The organism is Burkholderia pyrrocinia (genome assembly GCF_018417535.1).
Lineage (GTDB): Bacteria > Pseudomonadota > Gammaproteobacteria > Burkholderiales > Burkholderiaceae > Burkholderia > Burkholderia pyrrocinia_E.
On record NZ_CP070977.1, the window covers coordinates 1809554 to 1834790 of the forward strand.

At 67.4% G+C, this 25237-nt stretch carries 11 protein-coding genes; 4 read left to right on the forward strand and 7 right to left on the reverse strand.

Features of this window, described 5'->3' with window-relative positions; all coding sequences use genetic code 11:
* Positions 1-3 precede the first annotated feature (3 nt).
* The 4 genes from JYG32_RS08435 to JYG32_RS08450 form a co-directional block, all read right to left on the reverse strand.
* Positions 4-507: a hypothetical protein gene (locus JYG32_RS08435; protein WP_213265285.1), complete on the reverse strand. Its 504-nt coding sequence runs from the start codon at positions 505-507 to the stop codon at positions 4-6.
* Positions 504-9146 (reverse strand): choice-of-anchor Q domain-containing protein, encoded by an 8643-nt coding sequence (locus JYG32_RS08440; RefSeq protein ID WP_213265286.1) that lies wholly within the window; start codon positions 9144-9146, stop codon positions 504-506. The genes JYG32_RS08435 and JYG32_RS08440 overlap by 4 nt, the downstream gene beginning before the upstream one ends.
* 17 nt (positions 9147-9163) lie before the next feature.
* Positions 9164-10813, reverse strand: coding sequence for a multicopper oxidase domain-containing protein (locus JYG32_RS08445; RefSeq protein WP_213265287.1), 1650 nt, complete (start codon positions 10811-10813; stop codon positions 9164-9166).
* Positions 10814-10879: 66 nt separating this feature from the next.
* Positions 10880-12463 carry a multicopper oxidase domain-containing protein gene (locus tag JYG32_RS08450; protein WP_174382860.1) on the reverse strand — a complete coding sequence of 528 codons (1584 nt, stop codon included), beginning with the start codon at positions 12461-12463 and terminating at the stop codon, positions 10880-10882.
* 960 nt (positions 12464-13423) lie between these two features.
* Here JYG32_RS08450 and JYG32_RS08455 point away from each other — a divergent pair.
* The 4 genes from JYG32_RS08455 to JYG32_RS08470 all read left to right on the forward strand — a co-directional run bounded on the left by JYG32_RS08455 (position 13424) and on the right by JYG32_RS08470 (position 22308).
* Positions 13424-14248, forward strand: a complete 825-nt coding sequence (locus JYG32_RS08455) for an IclR family transcriptional regulator (RefSeq protein WP_213265288.1) — start codon at positions 13424-13426, stop codon at positions 14246-14248.
* A 254-nt stretch (positions 14249-14502) separates the two neighbouring features.
* Positions 14503-15867: an MdtA/MuxA family multidrug efflux RND transporter periplasmic adaptor subunit gene (locus JYG32_RS08460; RefSeq protein WP_213265289.1), complete on the forward strand. Its 1365-nt coding sequence runs from the start codon at positions 14503-14505 to the stop codon at positions 15865-15867.
* Positions 15868-15882: 15 nt separating this feature from the next.
* Positions 15883-18996: an MdtB/MuxB family multidrug efflux RND transporter permease subunit gene (locus tag JYG32_RS08465; RefSeq protein WP_213265290.1), complete on the forward strand. Its 3114-nt coding sequence runs from the start codon at positions 15883-15885 to the stop codon at positions 18994-18996.
* 3 nt (positions 18997-18999) lie between these two features.
* Complete coding sequence (locus tag JYG32_RS08470) at positions 19000-22308, forward strand: efflux RND transporter permease subunit (protein WP_213265291.1); 3309 nt, start codon at positions 19000-19002, stop codon at positions 22306-22308.
* Between the two features lie 166 nt (positions 22309-22474).
* On the opposite strand, the gene JYG32_RS08475 is transcribed toward JYG32_RS08470, so the two are convergent.
* The 3 genes from JYG32_RS08475 to JYG32_RS08485 are packed head-to-tail and all read right to left on the reverse strand — an operon-like array spanning position 22475 to position 25214.
* Complete coding sequence (locus tag JYG32_RS08475; RefSeq protein WP_213265292.1) at positions 22475-23152, reverse strand: helix-turn-helix domain-containing protein; 678 nt, start codon at positions 23150-23152, stop codon at positions 22475-22477.
* Positions 23130-24092, reverse strand: coding sequence for an AraC family transcriptional regulator (locus tag JYG32_RS08480; protein WP_174382226.1), 963 nt, complete (start codon positions 24090-24092; stop codon positions 23130-23132). Before JYG32_RS08480 ends, JYG32_RS08475 begins: the two co-directional genes overlap by 23 nt.
* A gap of 30 nt (positions 24093-24122) precedes the next feature.
* Positions 24123-25214 carry a porin gene (locus tag JYG32_RS08485; protein WP_213265293.1) on the reverse strand — a complete coding sequence of 364 codons (1092 nt, stop codon included), beginning with the start codon at positions 25212-25214 and terminating at the stop codon, positions 24123-24125.
* Positions 25215-25237 lie beyond the last annotated feature (23 nt).

The following is a 25237-nucleotide window of genomic DNA, read 5'->3' on the forward strand; positions in this document are numbered from 1 at the left end:
TGATTACTCGACCACCAGCCCGTCGATATGCAGCGAATCGATCAGGATGCTGACGCGTTCGCCGCGCTTGATCGGCCCTCCCTTGTTGGAAAACACCATCCAGTATTCGTGTCCGGTCTCGAGTTGGCCGGTCTGCCGCAGCGCACCGATCTGGTCCATCACCGGAATCACGAGCAGCGCGTGGCTCGTTTCGCCGTAAAGATAGACGGTCGCTTTCGTGTCGCCGAGCAGCCGCGCCTTCTCCGGATCGGTCACGCGGTAGCTGAAGCGGATCAGGTTGCCCGACGCGGTGCTGCGCACGTGCAGGTCGTCGATGCCCTTCGCCGTCTGGTAATAGGCCTTCGCCTGCCGCGGCAGGCTCACCGGCAGGTAAGGCGAGTGCCGGCGGGCCACCGGCTCGGCCGGCGCATCCTGCCCGGCCGCGGCCGGCTGAGGCCGGACCGCGGCGAGGCAGGCGCCGCCCGCGAGCAGCAGCATCGACGCCGCACGGAAGGCCGCCGGCTTCATTGCAGCGCTCCCGCGAGCGGCGCGGGCGCCGCCGGTGCCGGGGTCGGCGCCGGCGGCCGCAGCGGCGTGCGCGGTTGCGCACGCGTCTGCGTCTGGGTTTGCGCGCGGTTGCGCAGCGGCGTCTGAGCCGGGTTCTGCAACAGCACGCCCGACGGCGGCCGCGCCAGCGCCGGGGACTGCGTCAACGCGCCAGCCGGCAGCGGCCGCGTCGCCGGAGCCAGCCGCAGCGCACCGGCCAGCGGCCGCCGCAGCGCCGGGGCGCGGAACTGGGCCGGCAGCCCGCCGCCATTGAGCAGGCCCGCGATCCCGCCGAGGCCCTGCGGGATAAGCGCGGCCAGGCCGGTCGGCTGGCTGCCCAGCGCCAGCGGATCGATCGGCGTGCCGCCGAGCAGGCCGGGCATCACGTACTCGACAGCACCGATGTCGTAGCCGTTGCCTTGCGGACGCGGCGTGCCGAAGATGTCGTGATTCGGCGCGCCGGCACCCGTGGCCGCCCCGATCGCCGGCGACGTGCCCGTGATCGAGTAGTTGCCCATCATCACGTTGTAACCCGTGCTGCCCGGTGTGAGCGCCTCGTTGAACAGCGACAACGGCCCGTACGACATGTTGATCCACTGGTTGCCTTCATCGGGCGTGGCCGTCGGCATCAGGCCGAACAGCGGGTTCGGCAACACCGCATCGGCAATCCCGGGCGGCACGGCGAAGCCGTTTCCGCCGGCTTCCGGCGGCACCCGCGAGCCGTTGCAGTACTGGCCCACCGTCTGCGGATTCGCCGCGATGTTGGTCGCGCCGTAGCCCGCCGTGCTGGTCATGATCGAATGCTGCGGGTTCATCGTCAGCCCGGATTGATGATTGGCCGGCCCGGTGTCGCCGTACGCGCCGATGTCCCAATAGAACGGCGGGGTCGTGCCGCCCGTCACGCAGTAGCCTGTCGACTGCCCCTTCTGGTTCAGGATCGGGTTCAGCGTGACCGCGTTCTGCACCCCGGGTATGTTCGGGTTCGGCTGCGAACTCACCGAGATGTAGAACGAGCGGTTTTGCCAGAACAGGTTGTTGGTCAGCACCGGGTTCGAGAACTTCGTGCAGTTCGGCTCATTCGGGGGACAACGGACGTTCCCCCTGAAATTCGCGGGCGGGACGAACGCTGCCAGCAGGTTCTGCGTATGACCCGCCGTCTCCAGCCCGGCCGGTTGCTGCGTCGATGCCTCGATGAAGCTCGTGCACGTCGAGTCCGCGCTGTTCGGGCTGCTCGTGCATCCCGGCGGCGGCACGTTCGACTGCGACGCAGCCGGCGTATTGAAAAGCACGCCCGCCGACGCCGTCGCATCGTTCGCGATCACCGTGTTGTTGATGAAGTTCACGCGCACCGCATCCTGCAGCGACACGCCGCCGCCCGACCAGCCGGCCACGTTGTCCGCGATGATGTTGTTGATCACGCGCACCTGGTACCACTTGTTCGGGTTGCCGAGGTTGCGTTGCACGTCCGTGCCGTTGACGTTCTGCAGCCGCAGGCCGCCGCCCTTCCCGCTTTCCGCCGTATTGCCCATGATCAGGTTGCCGTCGATCACGAGATCCGGGCCGATGCCGTCGGACAGCTGCGGCGCGCAATCGACGTCGACGAGCGAGTTCTCGCAGAACGTGCCGTCGGGCGGCACGCCCTGTGCGATGATCCCGCCGCCATACGTCGGCAGCGTCGGGTTGTTGCTCTGGTTGAACAACACCACGTTGTGCGACAGGTCGCCGTTGTAGCTGAACCCGAAGTGCGCGACGCCGCCGCCGTCACCACTGCTGATGTTGCCGCATACCCAGTTGTAGTTGAAGTGGTAGTAGTCGGCGCCCGTGCAGAGCGTCACGCCGCCGGCCGACGATGGCGTGGTCGAGTTGATCTCGTCGCCATACGACGCGTTTCCTGTGACGGCGTTGTGGTGGACGTTGACGAACGTGTTGTACATGAACGGCAACTGCGTCACGCCGTCCGGGGCGATGGTGCCGTCCGGCACTTCCACCTGGCCGACCGTGATGCCGCCCGACAGCGTGCCCGCATTGCCGGTCACGCGGTTGTTCGATACCTCCGTGTAGTGGTTCCAGCCGTGCAGGAAGATCCCGCCGCCGCCCTGCGAGCTGTTGGTGACCGTGATCCCGTCGATGCGCGACGGGTTGCACAGGAAGTTGCTGTAGTTCGGGTTGTTCGGGTCCGTCGTGCAGTCGTGCTTCGTGAGCAGCGTGCAGATGCCGTTCGCGGTGCAGTTCGTGCTCGGCTGAACGCCCTTGGCCAGCACCGTGATGCCTGCGCCTTCATACGCGCCCATCAGCGACGGCTCAATCAGCAACTCGCCGAGATTGCCGTTTTGCGTACTGTCCCAACCGATCGTCGGCTCGAACGGGATCGGATCCACGTGCCCCTGCATCTGCGTCGAGCATTGATAGGTGCCCGACGGATCGTACGGGTTGTTGGTCGGCGAGATCGGCTTCGTCGGATCGTACGCGGCCGAAATCAGCCCGCCATCGAGCGACGTGCCGAACAGGCACGCGATCAGCCTGCGCCACGGATCGAGCTTGCCGGACGGATGCGTGTTCGCATTGACCGTCACCGACCCGGCGCCGACGCCTTGCAGCCGCACCGGCTTCCACATCACCAGCATCTCGTTGTACGTGCCCGGACCGACGACGATCATGTCACCCGCGCTCGCATTGTTGATCGCGGTCTGGAGCGCATTGCTCGCGCCGTTCTCGCCGCTCACGTAGGTCGGCGCCTTGCCGCCGATCGTCACCGTGATCGCATCGATCGACCGCTTGCCGTTGCCGGCCGTGATCACGAGCTCGCCGCACTGCGTCGCGGGCGCGCCCATCTGCTGGATCGTGCAGGTCGACGGCACCGTCAGCGACGGGAGCGCCGGAATGCTCAGGTCGGGCGCGAGGACGACGATCTTCGAGTCGCTCCACGACACGACTTGCGCATTGACTCCCGCGATCGTGACCGTACCGGTGCCCTGCGTGCCGCCGAAGCCGTAGTGGCGCGTGATGAACTTCTGGTTGAACGGCGCCGTGCTCTGGTTCGGTCCCGTGTACGCATGGTTCGGCACCTGCTGGTCGCCCAGCGCGGTGATCGTCAGTTGCTTGCCGGGTGCGCTGACCCACGGGCCCGCACCGGCGCCGATCGTGTCGCCGGTCACGCTCGAGATCGCCGGCGTCGCATCCGGATACGCGCAATCGGGCTGGTTGTAGCCATCGGCAAAGGCCTGCACCGGCACCACCGGCGTATCCATGTACTGCGTCTGTCCGGGCATGAACGGAATCTCGTAACAGAACTGGCTGTATGCCGGGTTGTACAACGGATCGGTCATCATCTTGCCGGGGTGCTGCGGATCGGGGATCGGGCCCGGATCGTTCATGCACGTGACCATCATCGTCGGCGCATAACCGGTCGGGTTCGGGGGGTTCACTTCCCAGGTCGAGAACGTCAGTCCGTTGTAGATGCCCCATTGATCCGAGTAGGTGCGCGAGATTTCGTTGCCGGAGAAATCCTTGAACGAGACCGGCACGTTCGGCACCGCGAACTTTTCGCCGAACTGCGGCGAGTACGGATCGAACTCCGACGAGAAGTCGTCGAGCATGAAGCCCGTGTAGTGCGCGCTGACATGCGTCGAGCTGAAGATCCAGAACTTCGCGAGCACCGATTCCTCGTCGGTGAGCATCACCTCCTTGCGGTCGCACAGATGCCGGGACGCGCCCGCGAACGGCGCGACTTCCTTCGATCCCGGGAACAGGCTGATGTAGTCCGGCACGATGCGCAACTCACCGACGCACGGCCAGAACCGCTCGACGCTGCCGGTGTCGCCTTCGGCATGCGGCGTCGAACCGAGGTCCGTGGTCATGTTCTGCGCGTTGTTCTTGTTGTACGTCGAGTTCACCGCGGCCTGGTCGGGAAGGATGAAGATCGCGCCGATCCCGCCGAACTGCTGCGTCACCGGGGCGATGTAGTTGTCGCCGATCAGGATGTTCTTGTCTTCCTCCTTCACCAGTTCGTAGCCCGGCGGCACGATGATCTCGACCACGTACTTGCCGGCAGGCAGCATCGGCGTGCCGTCGACGGGGTTCTTCCCGACGCAGATCGTGCAGTTCGACGCGACCGGCTTGCCGCTCGAATCCGTCGCCGTCACGCTCGGGAACTTGTACATCCCGTCATACGGCGCCGGCTGGATCTGGTTGAACACGTGCATGCCGTCGTAGCACTTGTACTGCGCGCTCGCGGGCAGCTGGCGATGTTGCGGATCGAGCCAGTTGGTGCTGTTCTTCAGCGTGAAATAGAACGGGTCGTTCGGATCCTGGCCCGGGCAGTTCATGTTCGGCGTCACGCCGTCCGCGCGGAAGCCCTGCGCCCAGTCGTCCCAGCTCGCCGTCTTGGTCGTATCGACCAGCGTCAGGTTGGTGGTGCCGTCCGTCGCCGTGCCCTCCTGGTACAGGTTCACCGTGACGTTCGGCACGTTGGGGGTCCACTTCGTGTGGATCAGCAGCGTCGGATCGTCGAACGGCCGCGTCGACGCGTAGATCACCTCGCCGCGTATCCCGCCGTTCTCACCCTTCGCGAACGGCGTCTTGCCGTACTCGATGAACGAGTTCTGGCCGGAGAAGCCCTGCCATGCCTCCGTGCCCACCCAGGGCGGATCGACCCGCCCGGTCGAGCCGGTGCCGGTCGACGCGCAGTCCGCGTCCGCGCAATACCGGGCGCCCGGCACCTGCAGGTTCGACGGCAGCGACAGGGTTTCGACCGTGTTCGCGAAATTCGCGGCCAGCGTCGAATTCCCGCTGCCGGGCACGCCGGTGCCGTCCACCGGACCGCCCGCGTCATACACCACGTGCGTACCGGTCGACTTGAAGCGCGTCAGGTCGTCGTCGACCACATACCAGTTGAACAGCGGGAAGATCTCGTTGAACGGCGCATAGCCGTTGGCGTCGGTCGAATTGAAGTTCGAGAAGCTGCCGTCGCGGAACCGCATGTTGACCGAAGCCTGCGCAATGCCGGGGTCGTCCGGATGCGAGACGCCGTCGCCGTGCAGGTCGATGAAGGTCCGCGTATAGAGGTTCGTCTGCCACTGCAGCACCGACAGGTCGCCGACGTCGACCGTCGTGCTCCCGTTGGCCGCGGGCAACTGGACCGCCTTGGCCAGCCCGTCGACGATCTGGTCGTTCCATTGATCGAACACGGTGATGCGCGTCGTGCCGCTCGGCAGGCCGCTGATCGTGAACCGGCCCTGGCTGTCGCATTTCGTGAAGCCGTAATCCTCGCTGTCCGGATCGCCGACGCTCACATAGCATTGCGAGAACGCCAGAGAATCGTGCGACCCGCTGCTGTACAGGTTCTCGTTCGGCGGGCGACTGTAGTGCAGGTTCGTCACGCGGCCCGTGAGCGTGTTCGGGCACGCACCGGTGTCGCACAGCCCCGTCTTGGCCGCGTTGGTCCTGCGCGCGTTGATGGTCTTCGGATTCGCGAAGCCGATCGACACGTGATAGCCGGCCGGCCCGAACTCCTGGAAGTACGCGGGTCCGCCGACCTTGATGAACGCGTCGTGCGCCTTCTGTCCGTCGAGCGTGTTGGTCTGCAGCCATTCCTCGCCGCGGCCGATCCGGTCGGCCGCCGGCGTCGCGATCACGCCGTAGCGGCCCGGCATCAGGTTGGCGATGACGGCCTGGCCGACGAGCGGCGACAGCGTCTTGCCATCCGATTCGTATTTCGGGCAGGTCGGAATCATGCCGACCAGGCCGTCGGTCGCCGTCGTGATCGGGCACGCATTGAGCCCGGTAAGCGGGTCGATGGTGCCCTGCAGCGAATTCGACAGCGGCATGTTGAACATGTCGTAGGTCATCTGCCCGGTCGGGTCACCGGTGCCGCCGGCATCGTCCCAGAGCTTGACCTCGAATCCGCCGAGCCCCGGCTCGCGCGCGGTGCCGAATCCGTCGGACCCGCCGCTGACATCCACTTCGCCGTTCAGCGGCGCATCGTCCTCGAACACGAACACCGACAGCTTCGCGGTCTGGTACGGCGTTTCCGTCAGCAGCACGTTGAGCTGCCCGGCCTGTCCGGCGGCAGTCTGCCCTGCCGTCGCGGCCGCGATCTGCGCGGGCGAAATCGGCGCGCCGCCCATGCTGTGGCCGCACTTGCCGGTGCCCGGCGCGAAATCCGCGCCGCTCGGACCCGACGGGCAGTCGAGCGCGATGCTGAATTGCCGCGTGGTGTTGGGCGGCACGCCGCCGCCGTTCGTGAACGTGTTGCCGGCATCGCCGGGCAGGATCGAGATGTAGTAATGCTTGGTCGGATCGAGTGCCACGTACTTCGGATCGACCGGCGCCTGTTGCGAGACGTTCGTGCCGGTACGGCACACGCCGTTGCCGACGTCGCACACGGTCGCCAGGTGCGTGTTGGAGACCGGGTCGTACACGGTCTGCCCGGATTCGCATGCCACGGTGCCGACGCAGCCCGCCGCCACCACCGGCATGTAGCTCGTGTGGAAGTTCGTGCCGAGACTCGGGACCGGCAGCGGCGGGCAGTTCGCCGGCCGCGACGTCGCCGAATTCACCTGGCAGGCCGGATCGATCTGCATCGTGCGGTCTTCCTCGATGATCCAGCGATAGTCGGTGAGCTGGACCGCCTTGTTCGGCGCGGTCGCATCGGGCGCCATGCTCGGTGCATCCATCACGTTCACGACCAGCCCGCTGCCGGGATTGAAGGTCACGGTCACCGTCCCGGCATTCGCGCTCGTCTGTTTCTGCGTATTGGTGACCTTGTACTGGAACGTCATCGTCTGCGCGGCCGCGCCGTTGCCGGCCAGCGGCGGCGTCGTCGGCACCGCGGTAAACGATCCGTCCGGATTCAGCGTCACGGTGCCGTTCGTCGCGCTCGACGCGACGATCTGCGCGCTGAGCGGCAACCCGGCCGGATCGCTCGCGCTGGCGAGCACGCCGGGCGCACCGACCTGAATCTGCGACGCGATGTTGCTCGCGAAACTCGCATTGCCCGCCGTGGGGACCGACAGGCACTTGTTGCTCGTGGTGCAGGCGGTCAACGTCACCTTCGCCGTCACCGGCGGCGTGCCGTTGGTCGACTGATAGACGAAGCTGTCGTTCGTCGCGCTGCTCGACAGATACGTGAACGTACCGTCCGGGTTCAGCGTGAGCGTGCCGCTCGCGGGCGGCGTCTGGACCTTCACGCCGTACACGCCGGAGTCGCTCGCGATCACGCCCTTGGCCGGGTCCGACACGGTGAGCGTCGTGCCCGGTACGAAGTAGTAGTTCGCGCCCGCGGCGGTCGGCGTTTCGCCGATGCCGGCGGTCGCCGACGGCTGGGCGTTGTTGACCGCGATGTAGCCTTGCATCCCGCCGTCGCGCAGATTGTTGGTCGACAGGCTCAACTCGCGGTCGTACACCGGCATCGCACCCGCGGCCGGCGCGTTCACCATCACGTCGTAGGTCTTGCCGGCCGCCATGAATACGGCGTTCTGGATGCGCGCGGCGCCGGGTATCACGTTGCCGTCCTCGGCGATCAGCGTGAAGCCGGGAACGGACGGATTGCCCGTTTGCGCGCCGACCACGGCCGGAACGTGCATGCGCAGCCCGGCGTTCACCAGGCGCACGAGCACCTGCCCGGTCGACACCGGCACGGTCGCGCTCGGCGCAAAGGCCGACGCGTTCGGGTTGGTGCGATCGAAGGCCACGCCGTTGATCAGGTAATAGCGCGGATCGTAGTTCACCACCGGCGGATAGCAGGTGCCGAACGTGATCGACTTCGAGTCGCCGCATCCGCCGGGCTGACCCGACCACGCGGCGGTTTCGCTGAAGCCCTTGGTCGCGACGGCCGCGGCGACCGCGGCATTCTGCACCGGATCGATCTCGCCCATCACGAGCGGCACGTCGGCGTCATAGCAGGACGCCGTGTTCGGATAGGCCTGGTTCGTCGATGCGCACGTCGAACTGGGGACGCTCGGGCTCTTCACCACCAGCACCCCGTAGAGGCCCATCGGCCCCTGGATCGACGGGTGCGTGCCCGACTCGAGCAGGTAGGTGCCGGGCTTGAGATTGGCCCAGGTGAGCGTCGTGTGCGATTTCGGATCGGTCGACGGCGCCACCTCGGTCCCGAACGACTCGACGCGCGGCCCTTGCACGGGCGGCACGAACGATGCCAGCGGCGCGGTCGAGGTCGCCGTGACGATCGGCCAGGTCGTGGCGGTCTGCGTCGGATGGGGCGGGCTCGGCGTGGTCGTCGGCTTGTCGCCCAGACCGCCGCCCAGCTGGCCGACGATGACGAGCGAGGTCGGCACGGGCGCCGGCAGGTTGTTCGTCAGGTTGATCTGCAACTGCCCTGCCGGCACGGTGATCACCACCGGCGACCAGTTCGCGCCGGCGGCCGGATTCGCCGCCGCGCAGGTGGCATTCGCGGCCGGCACCGTCGCGACGGCGGCCGGCGTGCAGCTGTAGCCCCACATCGGCACGGACTGCCCGTCCGGCATCAACGCCGTGGACGCCTTCGCCGTCAGATTGACGACCGCTTGCGCGAAACATGCCTCGCCTGCCGTCAGCAACATCGATGCCGCGACCCCCGCCTTGACCAGATCAAGGAACGTCGCCGTGAGCTTGGTGGATCTCATCGCCTTTCTCCCCACCCCTAATTGGATTCGTCGATCGGAAATACCGGAGGATCAACGAGCATCATCATCATCATTCCGCCGGGGAAGATGTTGTTCGTCGTGATCTCGCGCTCGTTATGCGAGTGCCACATGAACGCGAAGCCTGCTTCCGTTGCTGCCGGGTTCAGCTGTACGCCGCTCGGCGGCGTCGTTCCCGTCGGGGCCGTTGCTCGCGTAGTGGCGTCCGGACCGAGATACGGACTGCCGCCATACCAGGCGCCGTTGGTCAGGATGTTCGAGTCCGGCAGCGTGACCGGCCCGCCGCTGGCGACCTTGCCGAACGGCGCCTTCTCGAGCGCCTTGCCGTGGTCCTGGCACCACTCGTAGTAGTTCGGCGCGCTGCGCGGGGCCGGCGGATTCGACGCCGTCGTGTAGTAGCCGTTCGCGTCCGGCACGCAGACGGAGCCGTCGCCCGCGTAGTGCGCGTAGACGTCCCAGTTCAGGCCCTTGCCGGTCCAGTAGAAAATCCCGTCCATCGTGACGCCCGGCGTCGTGGTGGTCGTGAACAGCAGCGGGCCGGCCGGTTGCCGCGGGTTCGCCGGGTGGCTCGGGTCGACCGGGCTGAGCAGCAGGTTGCCGTCGCGCGCCAGCACGCGCACGTGATTGCCGTGCTCGTGGAACGGATGCTGCCAGCGGCCGGTGCCGATGATCCGCAGCAGCACCAGTTCGCCCGGATGCATGTGCGGGTTGCCGTTGTACGGCTGGTGCGGGTACTGCGGCGCGTAGTTCGGATCCATGTCGTCCGGCATCGAGCGGCCGTTGACCATGAAATAGGCCGGGTGATAAGGCTCGGTCTCGACGGTCATGCAGCCGGTCGGCCTGGTGCACGACGTATTCGCCGCGACCTGCTGCTCCGCCTGCTGATGGATGCGCGGATCCATTTCGGAGAACTGAAAAAGATACTCACGGTCATAGCAGGCCGCGCTGTTGTCGAATGCCGCCGCTGCGTTGCGGAAATCGCGCTGGCCGAACGGTCTGCCCGAATCCGGCAGCGCCATGCAGCCCGCCGTGTTGACCGCCGTATTCGGCAGCACGATGATCGCGCCGTACAGCCCCATCTCGATCTGCAGATCGCCCTGCGTGCCGCTGTAGTACGTGTGCGTGCCCGGCGTCGCCGCGACGAACGTGTAGGTGACCGTCGCGCCGTGCTGCGCTTCCTGCGCCAGCAGCCCGGCAACGCCGGAGGTGCCGGTGCAGGTCTTGCCGTCCGGGCTCAGGGTGCCCGTGCACACGACGAAGCCGGGAAACAACATCGACGTGTTGCCGGCCGCCGCCGGCAGATTGTTGGTGAGTGTCACGGTGATGATGTCGCCCTGCCTGACGATCAGCGTCGGACCGGGAATCTGCATCGTCGGACAGGTCGCGCCCGTAATCGTCGACGGCGAGAACACAAGCGGCGTCGCGCTGGTCGCCGCGCAGCCGTAGCCCCACGAATAGACGCTCGTGCCATCGGGCTGCGTGATGCGCGCCTCCTGGGCAGTGAGGTTGAATACCTTGCCGGTGATGCCCGGCGCCGCAGCTTGCGCGTGCATCGACAGCAACGCGACGAGCGTCGCAGCGCCGACGCGGGCGAGCCGTCCAAGGCGGGCGAGCGTCGCGGTCCACGCATGGTGAGTGATGTGTCCCACGGCTTTTCTCCTCAGTGCAGGACTTCCCGGCCGGGCCCGCCCGACGACTCGGGCAGGCCCCGGTCATCAAAGAGTGCAATGCTTCGTAATCGGATCCACCGCACTGCAGATGTGAACCTCGGTCATCAGGCCGCCGAAATTCTCCTGGTCGTTCGACAGGTGGTCGAGGTTCGGCGTGTACAGGTAGAACACCTGGCCCGAGTGGTATTTCGACTTGTCGCTGGCGTCGAGAATCAGGTCGAGCGACTCGCCGCCACCGAGCGTGATCGAGTTCGTGTCGTAGGCCAGATTGTTGCCGGCCATGTCGCGCAGCACGCGGGCATTGATCGCGACCACGTGCATCGGGATGCCGAGCGATGCCAGCGTCTGGTATTCGGTTACATCGAGATCCGAGATCCGCAGCAGCGCCCGGCCGCCGGCCGGGATGTTGATCAGCGTCGCCAGCGGCTGCGACGGATGCATCGAACTGTCCGACGCGGGTGTCGACATCGCCCCTTCGGTCACCGTGTCCGGATAGCTGCGGCCATTCAGCAGGAAGAACTTGTCCTTCATGTCGGTGAACGGCTCCGGATTGAACGTCATGCCGACGAAGTGGAAATTCGGATCGAAGCCGTGGATCTGGATCGGGTACTCGACGTCGTACGCGGTCGAGCCGTCGCCGTCGTTGTACGCGTAGAGCGACAGCGTCTCCGGCACGGTCGGCGGGATGCTCGCGTTCGCCGCGCGCACCAGGCCGTTGTTCTGCTTCGGCAGCGGCGTCGAGCACAGAATGTCGTTGCCGCAGCGCGTGCGCAGGTCCGACTGCTGCGTCACCAGCGCCTCGTACAGCGAGACGCCTTTCGGCACGCGGTCCTGGCGCGGCCGCACGTAGATCTGGCCGACCATGCCCATCTGCAGGTGTTCCGGCGGCGTGATGTGGCAGTGCCAGAAATAGGTGCCCGCATCCGGCGCGAGATAGTAGTAGGTGAAGCTCGCGCCGATGTTGATCGCGACCGACGCATCCGGCACGCCGTCATAGAACGACGACGCATTCGGATAGCCGTGGAAGTGCACCGTGTGCCGTTCGAACAGGTCCGGGCGCATGATCATCCCGACGTTCGTGAGCGTGAGGAAGAACTCGTCGTCCTCGTCGATCGCCATCATCGGCGCCGGCTGGTTGCCGTTCATCACGCCGATGTCCATGATCGGGCGCGGGTCGACGTGGCCGGTCAGCGCGCCGCCGGCATCCGGATCGGGGGCGAGGCCGACCGCGCCGTTGTAGGTCGGGTCCGTTCTGGGGTCGCCGACGGTGTTGAACACCGACGCGAGCTCGGTGCCGGGCAGGCCGGCCTTGATGTCCGCGAGCCCGGACAGCGGGCCGAACGCGAACAGGTAGGTCTGCACGCCGTTGGCCATCGTGGCGTAACCGTCGCCGCCCGAGATCTGCTGGCACTTGATCGCGCCGTTCACGGCGCCGGTCGACGTGGAATTCTGGCCCGTGTAGGACGGCTGCGTGTAGGCGGGCTCGCCGACGCCGGGCGCCAGCGCGGTCGGATGGGACGGCGTGGTGGGCGGGCATTGAACGCGAAACGACTGGGCGAACGAAGGAACAGCGCACAGGAAGAGCAACAGTGCCGCCACACTGCTGCAATACGCGCGGGTACTGAACATATGACCTCCATCCTAGGGGTCAACCAGCGATACGCGCTGGACGTCATGCTCTGCTGCGGACGCGGGCTGGCGACGTCATCGCACCGACCCGTATCTGGATTCTGCAGATGCGCGCGTCGGCCCGGCATGGGTCACCCCCCTACTTTTGCGTAGGGGGGCCCCGGCGAGCGGAGGCATCATGCTCGGTACGGCGGCGGGTGCGAGGCCGGCTGGTCGCGCCCGGCCGGCGTCAGCCGGGCTTGCGGCGGACCGGAGCCGTGCGTCGGCGCAGCGGGCGGATCCGGACGAAGCGGGCTACCTGGCGGACCTGCGATCGGCGTGCGTGCCGCACGACGGATCATCGGGCGACACGCGCCCGGACCGCGTCACGGCCAGCATGCGACGGAACATGGCGTCATGACCGCCGTGGTCCAAGCAGCCCGCCGGCGTACTGGCACGCGCACGGCGCGGGGGGAAGGAAGATCGACGGCGTATTGTGGAAATCGTCCCGATAGCCGAAATTAATTAAAATCATGGGCCGGGCAATGCGGGACGCGTCGAAAGCCGCGGGCTTTGCTGCCGTGGAACGGTGTTCTTTCGATCCCGGCCGACTGGGCTGCCACCGGATAACGGGCAAAAAAAAGCGCCACGGAGACCGTGGCGCTAAAAAAGTTCTAGCCATTCCGAGGGCCGTGCTAGAACCTGAGAGACTGCGCGAAACATCGTTGCCGGTTAAACTCTTGAAACGATGTTTCGAAAACGTGAGACATTCTTTCCGTTTCCGCCCGACAAGTCAAGCGGTATTTGCACCGGTTCATGCACTTTCCGGCAACGCTCATTTGAGCATTTTCCTAATAAACCAAGGGTGAACCCGTAAAATCTCATCCAATGACCGGTTCGCCCACGGAACATGCATCTTTTGACAATCGTCCTACAATTCCAACAAAATTGAAATCGAGTTTCGGAAATAGAGAGAACCCCGTGTCGATCACTGTAACCCCTCCTGTATCGCGGGAACGCGAATCGTCGCCCGACGAGATCACCGCGCTCGCCCGCGGCCTTGCCGTGCTGCGCCGCATCGCGGCCGCCGACGCGCCCGTCAGCAACCGCGAGCTGACCGAACTGACCGGCATTCCGAAGCCGACCGTGTCGCGCATCACCGCGACGCTCGTCAGCGCCGGCTTCCTGTTCCAGTTGCCCGACAGCGAGCGCTTCGTGCTCACCGCGTCGGTACTCGAGCTGAGCCACGGCTTCCTGCGCAACTTCGACATCCGCGCGCGTTCGCGGCCGTTCATGATCGAGCTGGCCGAACGCACGTCGCTGTCCGTGCACCTCGCGGTGCGCGACCGGCTCGACATGGTCGCGATCGACGTGATCCGGCCGCGCTCCGCCGTGCTCGTCACGCGCCTCGAGATCGGCTCGCGGATGGACATCGCGCGCACGGCGGTAGGCCGCGCGTATCTCGCGGCACTCGAGGACGACGAGCGGCGCCTGCTGCTCGATTCGCTGCGCACCACGGCGGGCGACGACTGGCCGCATGTGTCCGCCAGGCTCAATCCCGCGCTCGACGAAGCGATGCGCGAAGGCCACGCGATCGCGATCGGCGAATGGCGCGAGGGCCTGAATGCGGTCGCGGCCGGGTTCGTCGGCCCGTCGGGCCAGCGCTATTCGGTGAATTGCGGCGGCGCGGCGCACCAGTGTCCGCCCGAATGGCTGCAGGAACATGTCGTGCCCGCACTGCACGAATGCATCGCGAAAATCACCCGCGAGATCGGCGGTGCGCCGGCCCGGCGCGTCAGCGTGTAATCGTTCCGTCATCGTCCTGTCGTGTTCTGTAACGATCGTAACCCGTTGAAAGATAGACCGCTGGACTGTAACGGGGACGGCACGTAGGATCATGCCCATCGTCGCGCCGCATTCGCGGTGCGCACAGCTCTTTTCCCGCGCGGGCCGGGAGGGCCCCGGACCGAGCCGGGCCCCCATCCCGGTACCGCTTGCCCACGCGCAGCCCTGAGCAGTCCGAATCCCGGCCCGCCGCGCCGTCTTCCTGACAGAACACGATGGATAACGAACAAAAGCCCACGCCCCCTTCGCAAGACCCCGTCTCCCCCGCTGCACGGCGTCCGCGCCGCACACTGATGATCGGGACGCTCGCGGTCGTCGTCGGCGGCCTGCTGTGGTGGCACCCGTGGAACCGCACGCCGGCGGCAGCCAGCGCTGCGACCGGCGCAAGCGCCGGCAGCGGTGCCAGCAGCGGCGCCGGCGGCCATCGCGGCCGCGGCGGCCCCGCCGCGATGGCGAACGTTCCGCAGCCCGTGTCGGTCGCGACCGCGACGCAGGGTGAAATGCCGATCGTGCTGTCCGCGCTCGGCACCGTGACGCCGCTCGCGAACGTGACGGTGAAGACGCAGTTGTCGGGCTACCTGCAGTCGGTGTCGTTCCAGGAAGGCCAGATCGTGAAGAAAGGCGACGTGCTCGCGCAGATCGACCCGCGTCCGTACCAGGTGTCGCTCGAGAACGCCGAAGGCACGCACGCGCGCGACTCGGCGTTGCTCGCGACGGCGCGCCTCGACCTGAAGCGCTACCAGACGCTGCTGTCGCAGGATTCGATCGCGTCGCAAACCGTCGATACGCAGGCTTCCCTCGTCAAGCAATACGAAGGGGCGGTGAAGACCGACCAGGCCGCGATCGATTCCGCGAAGCTGAACCTCACGTATGCGCGCATCACGGCGCCCGTGTCGGGCCGCGTCGGCCTGCGCCTGGTCGACCCCGGCAACTACGTGACGCCGGGCGACTCCAGCGGCATCGTCGTGATCACGCAACTGCAGCCGATGAGCGTGATCTTCACGACGTCGGAAGACAACCTGCCGCAGATCCTCAAGCAGGTGAACGCGGGCCAGAAGCTGTCGGTCACCGCGTACAACCGCAACAACACGGTGCCGCTCGAGACGGGCTCGCTCGCGACGCTCGACAACCAGATCGACACGAGCACCGGCACGGTCAAGCTGCGCGCGAACTTCGATAACAAGGAAGGCATGCTGTTCCCGAATCAGTTCGTGAACACGCGGCTGCTCGTCGACGTGATGCGCAACGCGACGATCGTGCCGACGTCCGCGGTGCTGACGGGCTCGATCGGCCAGTTCGTCTACGTCGTGAAACCCGACAACACGGTGACGGTGCGCAAGGTCACGATCGGCCCGGTCGACGGCGAACGCACGAGCATCGTCAGCGGCATCGCGCTCGGCGAGCGCGTGGTGACCGACGGCTCCGACCGCCTGCGCGAAGGCGCGAAGATCTCGATTCCGGCCGACAAGCCGAAAGGCGCGTCGGGCGCGCGCGGCGCCGGCGCGGCGTCGGGTGCATCGGGCGCCGGCGGCCATCGCGGCGGACAAAAGCACGGTGCGTCGCAAGCAGCGGCCCAATAACGCGCGGGCCGCTCGATGAATCCATCCCGCCTCTTCATTCTCCGGCCGGTCGGCACCGCCCTCCTGATGGCGGCGATCATGCTGGCCGGTCTCGTCGCGCTGCGCTTCCTGCCGCTCGCCGCACTGCCCGAAGTCGATTACCCGACGATCCAGGTCCAGACCTTCTACCCGGGCGCGAGCCCGGAGGTGATGACCTCGTCGGTCACCGCGCCGCTCGAACGGCAGTTCGGGCAGATGCCGTCGCTGAACCAGATGTCGTCGCAAAGCTCGGCCGGCTCGTCGGTGATCACGCTGCAGTTCTCGCTCGACCTGCCGCTCGATATCGCCGAACAGGAAGTGCAGGCCGCGATCAACGCGGCCGGCAACCTGCTGCCGTCCGACCTCCCTGCCCCGCCGATCTACGCGAAGGTCAACCCGGCCGACGCGCCCGTGATCACGCTCGCCGTCACGTCGAAGACGCTGCCGCTCACGCAGGTGCAGGACCTGGCCGACACGCGCCTCGCGATGAAGATCTCGCAGGTCGCGGGCGTCGGCCTCGTCAGCCTGTCGGGCGGCAACCGCCCGGCGGTGCGGATCCAGGCGAACCCGACCGCGCTCGCGCAGTACGGGATGAACCTCGACGACCTGCGCACGACGATCTCGAATCTGAACGTGAACACGCCGAAGGGCAACTTCGACGGCCCGACGCGCGCGTACACGATCAACGCCAACGACCAGCTCACGAGCGCCGACCAGTACAACAGCGCCGTCGTCGCGTACAAGAGCGGCCGCCCGGTGATGCTGACCGACGTCGCGACGGTCGTCGCCGGCTCGGAGAACACCAAGCTCGGCGCGTGGGTGAATGCGGAGCCCGCGATCATCCTGAACGTGCAGCGCCAGCCCGGCGCGAACGTGATCCAGACGGTGGACGCGATCAAGGCGCAGTTGCCGAAGCTGCAGGAAACGCTGCCGGCCGCGCTCGACGTGCAGATCGTCACCGACCGCACGACGATGATCCGCGCGGCCGTGCGCGACGTGCAGTTCGAACTGCTGCTCGCGGTCGGGCTGGTCGTGCTGGTGATGTACCTGTTCCTCGCGAACGTCTACGCGACCATCATCCCGAGCCTGTCGGTGCCGCTGTCGCTGATCGGCACGCTCGCGGTGATGTACATGGCCGGCTTCTCGCTGAACAACCTGTCGCTGATGGCGCTTACCATCGCCACCGGCTTCGTCGTCGACGACGCGATCGTGATGATCGAGAACATCGCGCGCTACGTCGAGGAAGGCGAATCGGGGCTCGAGGCCGCGCTGAAGGGCTCGAAGCAGATCGGCTTCACGATCATCTCGCTGACGGTGTCGCTGATCGCGGTGCTGATCCCGCTGCTGTTCATGGGCGACGTGGTCGGGCGCCTGTTCCACGAATTCGCGATCACGCTCGCGGTGACGATCGTGATCTCGGCGATCGTGTCGCTCACGCTCGTGCCGATGATGTGCGCGAAGCTGCTGCGCCATTCGCCGCCGCCGGAGAGCCACCGCTTCGAGGCGCGCGTGCACCAGGCGATCGACCGGGTGATCGCGCGCTACGCGGTCGCGCTCGAATGGGTGCTGGACCGCCAGCGCTCGACGCTCGTCGTCGCGCTGCTGACCCTCGCGCTGACCGGCCTGCTGTATGTGTACGTGCCGAAGGGCTTCTTCCCCGCGCAGGATACCGGCGTGATCCAGGCGATCACGCAGGCGCCGCAGTCGATCTCGTACGGTGCGATGGCCGAGCGCCAGCAGGCGCTCGCGGCCGAGATCCTGAAGGATCCGAACGTCGACAGCCTCACGTCGTTCATCGGCGTCGACGGCAGCAACATCACGCTGAACAGCGGCCGGATGCTGATCAACCTGAAGGCGCGCGACGCGCGCACCGAGACGGCGGCGCAGATCATCCGCGACCTGCAGCACCGCGTCGCGAACATCACCGGCATCTCGCTGTTCATGCAGTCGGTGCAGGACCTGACGATCGACTCCACCGTCAGCCCGACGCAGTACCAGTTCATGCTGACGAGCCCGAACTCGGACGAATTCGCGACCTGGGTGCCGAAGCTCGTCGCGCGGCTGCAGCAGGAGCCGTCGCTCGCCGACGTCGCGACCGACCTGCAGAGCAACGGCCAGTCCGTCTACATCGAGATCGACCGCGCGAGCGCCGCACGCTTCGGCATCACGCCGGCGACCGTCGACAACGCGCTGTACGACGCGTTCGGCCAGCGCATCGTGTCGACGATCTTCACGCAATCGAACCAGTACCGCGTGATTCTCGAGTCCGAACCGAAGGAGCAGCACTACGCGCAATCGCTGAACGACATCTACCTGCCGTCGGCCGGTGGCGGCCAGGTGCCGCTGTCGTCGATCGCGTCGTTCCACGAGCGGCCGTCGCCGCTGCTGGTCGCGCACCTGTCGCAGTTCCCGTCGACGACGATCTCGTTCAACCTCGCGGCCGGCGCGTCGCTCGGCGAAGCCGTCAAGGCGATCGAGGCCGCCGAGCAGGACATCGGCCTGCCCGCGTCGTTCCAGACGCGCTTCCAGGGTGCGGCGCTCGCGTTCCAGGCCTCGCTGTCGAACCAGCTGTTCCTGATCCTCGCGGCGATCATCACGATGTACATCGTGCTCGGCGTGCTGTACGAGAGCTACATCCACCCGATCACGATCCTGTCGACGCTGCCGTCGGCCGGCGTCGGCGCGCTGCTCGCGCTGATGATCACCGGGCACGATCTCGACATCATCGGGATCATCGGCATCGTGCTGCTGATCGGCATCGTGAAGAAGAACGCGATCATGATGATCGACTTCGCGCTAGAGGCCGAACGCGTGGAAGGCAAGCCGCCGCGCGAGGCGATCTTCCAGGCGTGCCTGCTGCGCTTCCGGCCGATCCTGATGACGACGCTCGCCGCGCTGCTCGGCGCGGTACCGCTGATCGTCGGCTCCGGCGCGGGCTCCGAGCTGCGCCAGCCGCTCGGGATCGCGATCGCGGGCGGCCTGATCGTGTCGCAGGTGCTGACGCTGTTCACGACGCCCGTGATCTACCTCGGCTTCGACTCGCTCGCGCGCCGCGTGCGCGGCTGGTTCGAACGCCACGGCCCCGATGCCGGCAAGCGCACGGACGCGTAATCCATGAACCTGTCGCGCCCCTTCATCACCCGCCCCGTCGCGACGACGCTGCTCGCGATCGGCGTCGCGCTCGCGGGCCTGTTCGCGTTCATCAAGCTGCCGGTGTCGCCGCTGCCCCAGGTCGACTTCCCGACCATCTCGGTGCAGGCGTCGCTGCCGGGCGCGAGCCCCGAGACCGTCGCGACCAGCGTGACGAGCCCGCTCGAGCGGCACCTCGGCTCGATCGCCGACGTATCCGAGATGACGTCGACGAGCACGGTCGGCAATGCGCGGATCATCCTGCAGTTCGGCCTGAACCGCGACATCGACGGCGCCGCGCGCGACGTGCAGGCCGCGATCAACGCGGCGCGCGCCGACCTGCCCGCCGCGCTGAAGAGCAACCCGACCTACCGCAAGGTCAACCCGGCCGACTCGCCGATCATGATCGTGTCGCTGACGTCGGAGACCTCGTCGCCCGCGAAGCTGTACGACGCCGCGTCGACGGTGCTGCAGCAGTCGCTGTCGCAGATCGACGGGATCGGCCAGGTCTCGGTGAGCGGTTCCGCCAACCCGGCCGTGCGGGTCGAGCTCGAGCCGCAAGCGCTGTTCCACTACGGGATCGGCCTCGAGGACGTGCGCGCGGCGCTCGCGTCCGCGAACGCCAACGCGCCGAAGGGCGCGATCGAATTCGGTCCGCAGCGCTACCAGCTCTATACGAACGACCAGGCCTCCGAGGCGTCGCAATACCGCGACCTCGTCGTCGCCTACCGCAACGGCGCGGCCGTGCGGCTGTCCGACCTGTCCGACGTGGTCGATTCGGTCGAGGACCTGCGCAACCTCGGCCTGTCGAACGGCAAGCGCGCGGTGCTCGTGATCCTCTACCGCTCGCCCGGCGCGAACATCATCGAGACGATCGACCGCGTGCGCGCGGCGCTGCCGCAGCTCACCGCGTCGCTGCCGGCCGACATCACGGTCACGCCCGTGCTCGACCGGTCGACGACGATCCGCGCATCGCTGAAGGACACCGAGCACACGCTGCTGATCGCGGTCAGCCTCGTCGTGATGGTCGTGTTCCTGTTCCTGCGCAACTGGCGCGCGACGCTGATCCCGAGCGTCGCGGTGCCGATCTCGATCGTCGGCACGTTCGGCGCGATGTACCTGCTCGGCTTCTCGATCGACAACCTGTCGCTGATGGCGCTGATCGTCGCGACCGGCTTCGTCGTCGACGATGCGATCGTCGTGCTCGAGAACATCTCGCGGCACATCGAGAACGGCAAGTCGCGGATGCAGGCCGCGTTCGACGGCGCGCGCGAGGTCGGCTTCACGGTGCTGTCGATGAGCATCTCGCTCGTCGCGGTGTTCCTGCCGATCCTGCTGATGGGCGGGATCGTCGGGCGCCTGTTCCGCGAGTTCGCGCTCACGCTGTCGCTCGCGATCGCCGTGTCACTCGCGGTGTCGCTCACCGTCACGCCGATGATGTGCGCGCGCCTGCTGCGCGAGTCGCACGACCCGCAAAGCGAAGGCCGCTTCGGGCGCTTCCTCGAGCGCTGCTTCACGCGCATGCAGCGCGGCTACGAGCGCTCGCTGTCGTGGGCGCTGCGCCGCCCGCTGCTGATCCTGCTGACCCTGTTCGCGACGATCGGGCTGAACGTCTACCTGTACATCATCGTGCCGAAGGGCTTTTTCCCGCAGCAGGACACCGGGCTGATGATCGGCGGCATCCAGGCCGACCAGTCGACGTCGTTCCAGGCGATGAAGCTGAAGTTCTCCGAGATGATGCGGATCGTGCAGGGCAACCCGAACGTGAAGAGCGTCGCGGGCTTCACCGGCGGCACGCAGACCAACTCGGGCTTCATGTTCGTCACGCTGAAGGACCGTACCGAGCGCAAGCTGTCGGCCGACCAGGTGATCCAGCAGTTGCGCCCGCCGCTGGCGGACGTCGCGGGCGCGCGCACGTTCCTGCAGGCCGCGCAGGACATCCGCGTCGGCGGCCGGCAGAGCAACGCGCAGTACCAGTTCACGCTGCTCGGCGATTCGAGCGCCGACCTGTACAAGTGGGGGCCGATCCTGACCGAGGCGCTGCAAAAGCGCCCCGAGCTGACCGACGTGAACTCCGACCAGCAGCAAGGCGGCCTCGAGGCGATGGTGACGATCGACCGCGCGACGGCCGCACGGTTCGGCATCAAGCCCGCGCAGATCGACAACACGCTGTACGACGCGTTCGGCCAGCGCCAGGTCTCGACGATCTACAACCCGCTGAACCAGTACCACGTCGTGATGGAAGTCGCGCCGAAATACTGGCAGAGCCCCGAGATGCTGAACCAGGTGTGGGTCAGCACGTCGGGCGGCAGCGCGAACGGCGCGCAGACCACCAACGCGGCCGCCGGCACCTACGTCGCGACGTCGGCCGGCACGTCGAGCGCCGGCACGGCCGCGCAGAGCGCCGCGGCGATCGCGTCCGATTCCGCGCGCAACCAGGCGCTCAACTCGATCGCCGCGAGCGGCAAGTCGAGCGCGTCGTCGGGCGCGTCGGTGTCCACGTCGAAGTCGACGATGATCCCGCTGTCGGCGATCGCGACGTTCGGGCCGAGCACGACGCCGCTGTCGGTCAACCACCAGGGGCTGTTCGTCGCGACGACGATCTCGTTCAACCTGCCGCCGGGCGTGTCGCTGTCGCAGGCGACACAGGTGATCTACCAGACGATGGCGCAGGTCGGCGTCCCGCCGACGATCGTCGGCAGCTTCCAGGGCACCGCGCAGGCGTTCCAGCAGTCGCTGGACAACCAGCCGATCCTGATCCTCGCCGCGCTGCTGGCCGTCTACATCGTGCTCGGCATCCTGTACGAGAGCTACATCCACCCGATCACGATCCTGTCGACGCTGCCGTCGGCCGGTGTCGGCGCGCTGCTCGCGCTGCTGCTGTTCAAGACCGAGTTCAGCATCATCGCGCTGATCGGCGTGATCCTGCTGATCGGCATCGTGAAGAAGAACGCGATCATGATGGTCGACTTCGCGATCGACCAGACGCGCAACAACCGGAAGTCGTCGTTCGACGCGATCCACGAGGCGTGCCTGCTGCGCTTCCGTCCGATCATGATGACGACGATGGCGGCGCTGCTCGGCTCGCTGCCGCTCGCGTTCGGCAACGGGGACGGCGCCGAGCTGCGCGCGCCGCTCGGGATCGCGATCGCCGGCGGCCTGATCGTGTCGCAGGTGCTGACGCTCTATACGACGCCGGTCGTCTACCTGTACATGGACCGGCTGCGCGTGTGGGCCGAGAAACGGCGCAATCGCCGCGGGAATTCGGGTGGGCCGGCCGTCGCCGGAGAATGATCACGCGGCATCGAACGCCGGGCCGGCGCAGCGCGAACGGGGCGGATTGCCCTGCCCCGCATGCCGGCCGGCACCGCCGCGAAATCGCGCACAAACGGCGGCCAGCCTGCGACGCGCCGCGCGCCGTGTCGCCGGCCCTGCGGCGCGCATCGGCGCGCACGCGCGATCAGCGTCGCTCGGCGAGCCCGGCCAGCGCGCACGACAACCGCCGCGCCGCGTCGTCGATCATCCCGAGCACCTGTCGCCGTCGCGCGCCGTCCGACTCGCCGAGCGCGACGCCGATCGCAAGCGGCCCTGCTGCATCGACCGGCATCGCGACGATGCCGGTCCCCTGCCGCGGCGCATCGTGCCCGCCGAGCCGCCAGACCTCGTGCGCACCGACACGCGCAACGTCTCCCGCGTCCGCGGGCCGCCCGACGAAACGCGCGCCGATGCGCGCAACGAGACACCCGGACGCATCAGGCACCGCCTGCGCGAGAACGACGGCCTCCGCGCCGTTGCGCCGAAGCAGTTGCGCGGCCAGCCCGCTACGCTCGCATAGCGCCCGCAACACGGGCCGCGCGTGCACGACTTCCGCCCGGGCGCCGACATAAGCCGCGGCGACGCGCGCGACCGCGGGCCCCGGCCGATAGCGGCCACGCACGTCGACCACGAGAAAATCCTGCCGAACGAGCGTTTTCAGCAATCGTGCAACCGAGTTGCGCGGTGCGCCGAGCCGCACCGCGAGTTCGGCGCCGGTCGCCGGCGGCTGCCCGGCCGCCAGCATATCGAGAATCGCCAACCCGCGTTCGAGCGCCGGCACCCGATAGCGCGGCGCGCCGTCATCCATGTCGTGCAAGGTCATACAGATCCTGCGCATTGCGCGCATACCGGCGCGGGGCCATGCCCGACCAGCGGTGAAACGCCCGCGCGAACGCCTTCTCGGACGTATAGCCGACCCGCTCGGCGATCTCGATCAGCCGGCGCTTGCCCTGCGCAAGATCGCCGCTCGCGAGATACATCCGGTACGCGGTCAGGTGGACGATCGGCGTTTCGCCGACCAGTTCGGCGAAACGCGCGCAAAAGCGCGAGCGCGACATGCCGGCCTCGGCCGCGAGGCTCGCCAGATGCCAGTCGCGGCGCGGGTCGCGATGCATCAGCGCCATCGCGCGGCCGATCTGCGGATCGGTCAGGCCGCGCAGCCAGCCCGTGTGATTGGCCGACGACTGCAGATGCGCACGCAGCAGTTGCACGAACAGCACGTCCGCGAGACGGGTCGCGGCAACCGCCCAGCCGGGCTGGCACGCCATCGACTCCGCGATGAAGCTCTGCAGCGTGCTCGCGAGCCACGGCGCGACGGCCGCGTCGTTCGCGCGCACGTGGATCAGCGGCGGCAGCACGGAGAACAGCGGGCTGCGCACGATGTCGCGATATATGACGATGCCGGTGTAGAGCTCGCTCGTCGCGCCGCCGCCGCCCGCGACGAATTCGAGCGGCGTATCGAAGCGCGGGCGAATCCCCTTGTCGGCCATCAGCGTATCGAACGGCACGGGCGGCTCGTCGAGCGACGATGCCATCACGTGCTCGTCGCCGTGCGGCAGCAGCACGAAGTCGCCCGGCTCGATATGCACGGGCTCCACGCCGGCGACCGACAGGAAAAACGGGCTGCCCGCGCAGGTGCGAAACGGCGCGCCCGCGACGGCCGGCTTGCGGATCGCCCACGGCGCGCTCAACGTGAAGCGTCCCGTCACGACCGCGTCGGCCCGCAGGTCCGTGAGTACGTCGCTGAGAAGATCGGTCGCCATCGTCGATGCCCCGTGGTTCGCGCCGCCGCGTCAGAAGCGCTGCTGGATGCCGGCCATCACGCCGGTCTGGTTCCGCCCCGCGCCAACGGTGCCGCCCGCCGCGACCGACGACGTGCCGAGCGCGCTGTTCGTCATGTAGCCGACCGACGTGTACAGCAACGTGCGCTTGGACAGCAGGTAGTTCGCGCGCGCCACGAACAGGTTCGAATCGTAGCGGCCGCGCAGCAGGTAGCGCAGCGCCTGTGCATCGAATGATAGCGCCGGCGTCGCGGCGTACGTGCCGCCGGCGAAAAAGATGTCGGACTGGGCGTGGCTCGCGGCCGCCGTGTTGCGGCGAATCCAGCCCGCGCCGAGCTTCGCGGCGCCGAACTTCACGTATGCGTCGACGATGGTGCGCGTATCCGTGTACCCGGGGCTCGACAGCGGCGCCGACGCGCCGGTGCCGCCGTGCATGACGTCGTAGGACGCGGCCGCGCCGAACTGCGGTGCGTCGTACGCAACCATCATCGTGTATTGCCGGCATGCGACGGGGTCGCCCGGCACGTTGCCCGCGCAGTTCGTCGCCGACGGGCCGGCCGGGCCCGCGCCGTCGCGGCCCGTGCTGTAGGTGCCGCCGACCGTCACCCCGCTGAAGCGGCCGAGATAACCGAGTGCGTTGTCGCTGCGCGCGTTCGGCAGGTAGCTGTCGAAGCTCGCCATCGAATGGATCGACGGGCCGATCACGTCCGCGTTGAGCAGCACGAGCATCGACATGTTCATCTGCCGCCCGAGCGTGACCGCCCCGTACGGCGAATCGATGCCGACGTTCGCCTGCCGGCCGAACATCCGGCCGCCGTAGTTCAGCGCGCCGGAATTCATCGCGAAACCGTTCTCGAGCACGAAGAACGCGCGGTAGCCGCCGCCGAGATCCTCGACGCCGCGCAGGCCGAAGCGCGACGGCACCTCGCCCGTCAGCGACGGCATGCCGACGACCGATCCGCCGCCTGCCGCGTGGTTGTAGTACTGCACGCCGGTGTCGACGATGCCGTATAGCGTTACGCTGCTTTGTGCCTGCGCGTGCGGCGACGCGACGGCGGCCGCCGCGAACGAAACGGCCGTCGCGGCCGTGCGGAATTGTTTCATGGGAGTCTCCAGACCTGTCGTGT

Coding starts and splice junctions, on each gene's coding strand:
- JYG32_RS08435 (WP_213265285.1), bottom strand. CDS start 507: ATGAAGCCGGCGGCCTTCCGTGCGGCGTCGATGCTGCTGCTCGCGGGC.
- JYG32_RS08440 (WP_213265286.1), bottom strand. CDS start 9,146: ATGAGATCCACCAAGCTCACGGCGACGTTCCTTGATCTGGTCAAGGCG.
- JYG32_RS08450 (WP_174382860.1), bottom strand. CDS start 12,463: ATGTTCAGTACCCGCGCGTATTGCAGCAGTGTGGCGGCACTGTTGCTC.
- JYG32_RS08460 (WP_213265289.1), top strand. CDS start 14,503: ATGGATAACGAACAAAAGCCCACGCCCCCTTCGCAAGACCCCGTCTCC.
- JYG32_RS08465 (WP_213265290.1), top strand. CDS start 15,883: ATGAATCCATCCCGCCTCTTCATTCTCCGGCCGGTCGGCACCGCCCTC.
- JYG32_RS08470 (WP_213265291.1), top strand. CDS start 19,000: ATGAACCTGTCGCGCCCCTTCATCACCCGCCCCGTCGCGACGACGCTG.
- JYG32_RS08475 (WP_213265292.1), bottom strand. CDS start 23,152: ATGACCTTGCACGACATGGATGACGGCGCGCCGCGCTATCGGGTGCCG.
- JYG32_RS08480 (WP_174382226.1), bottom strand. CDS start 24,092: ATGGCGACCGATCTTCTCAGCGACGTACTCACGGACCTGCGGGCCGAC.
- JYG32_RS08485 (WP_213265293.1), bottom strand. CDS start 25,214: ATGAAACAATTCCGCACGGCCGCGACGGCCGTTTCGTTCGCGGCGGCC.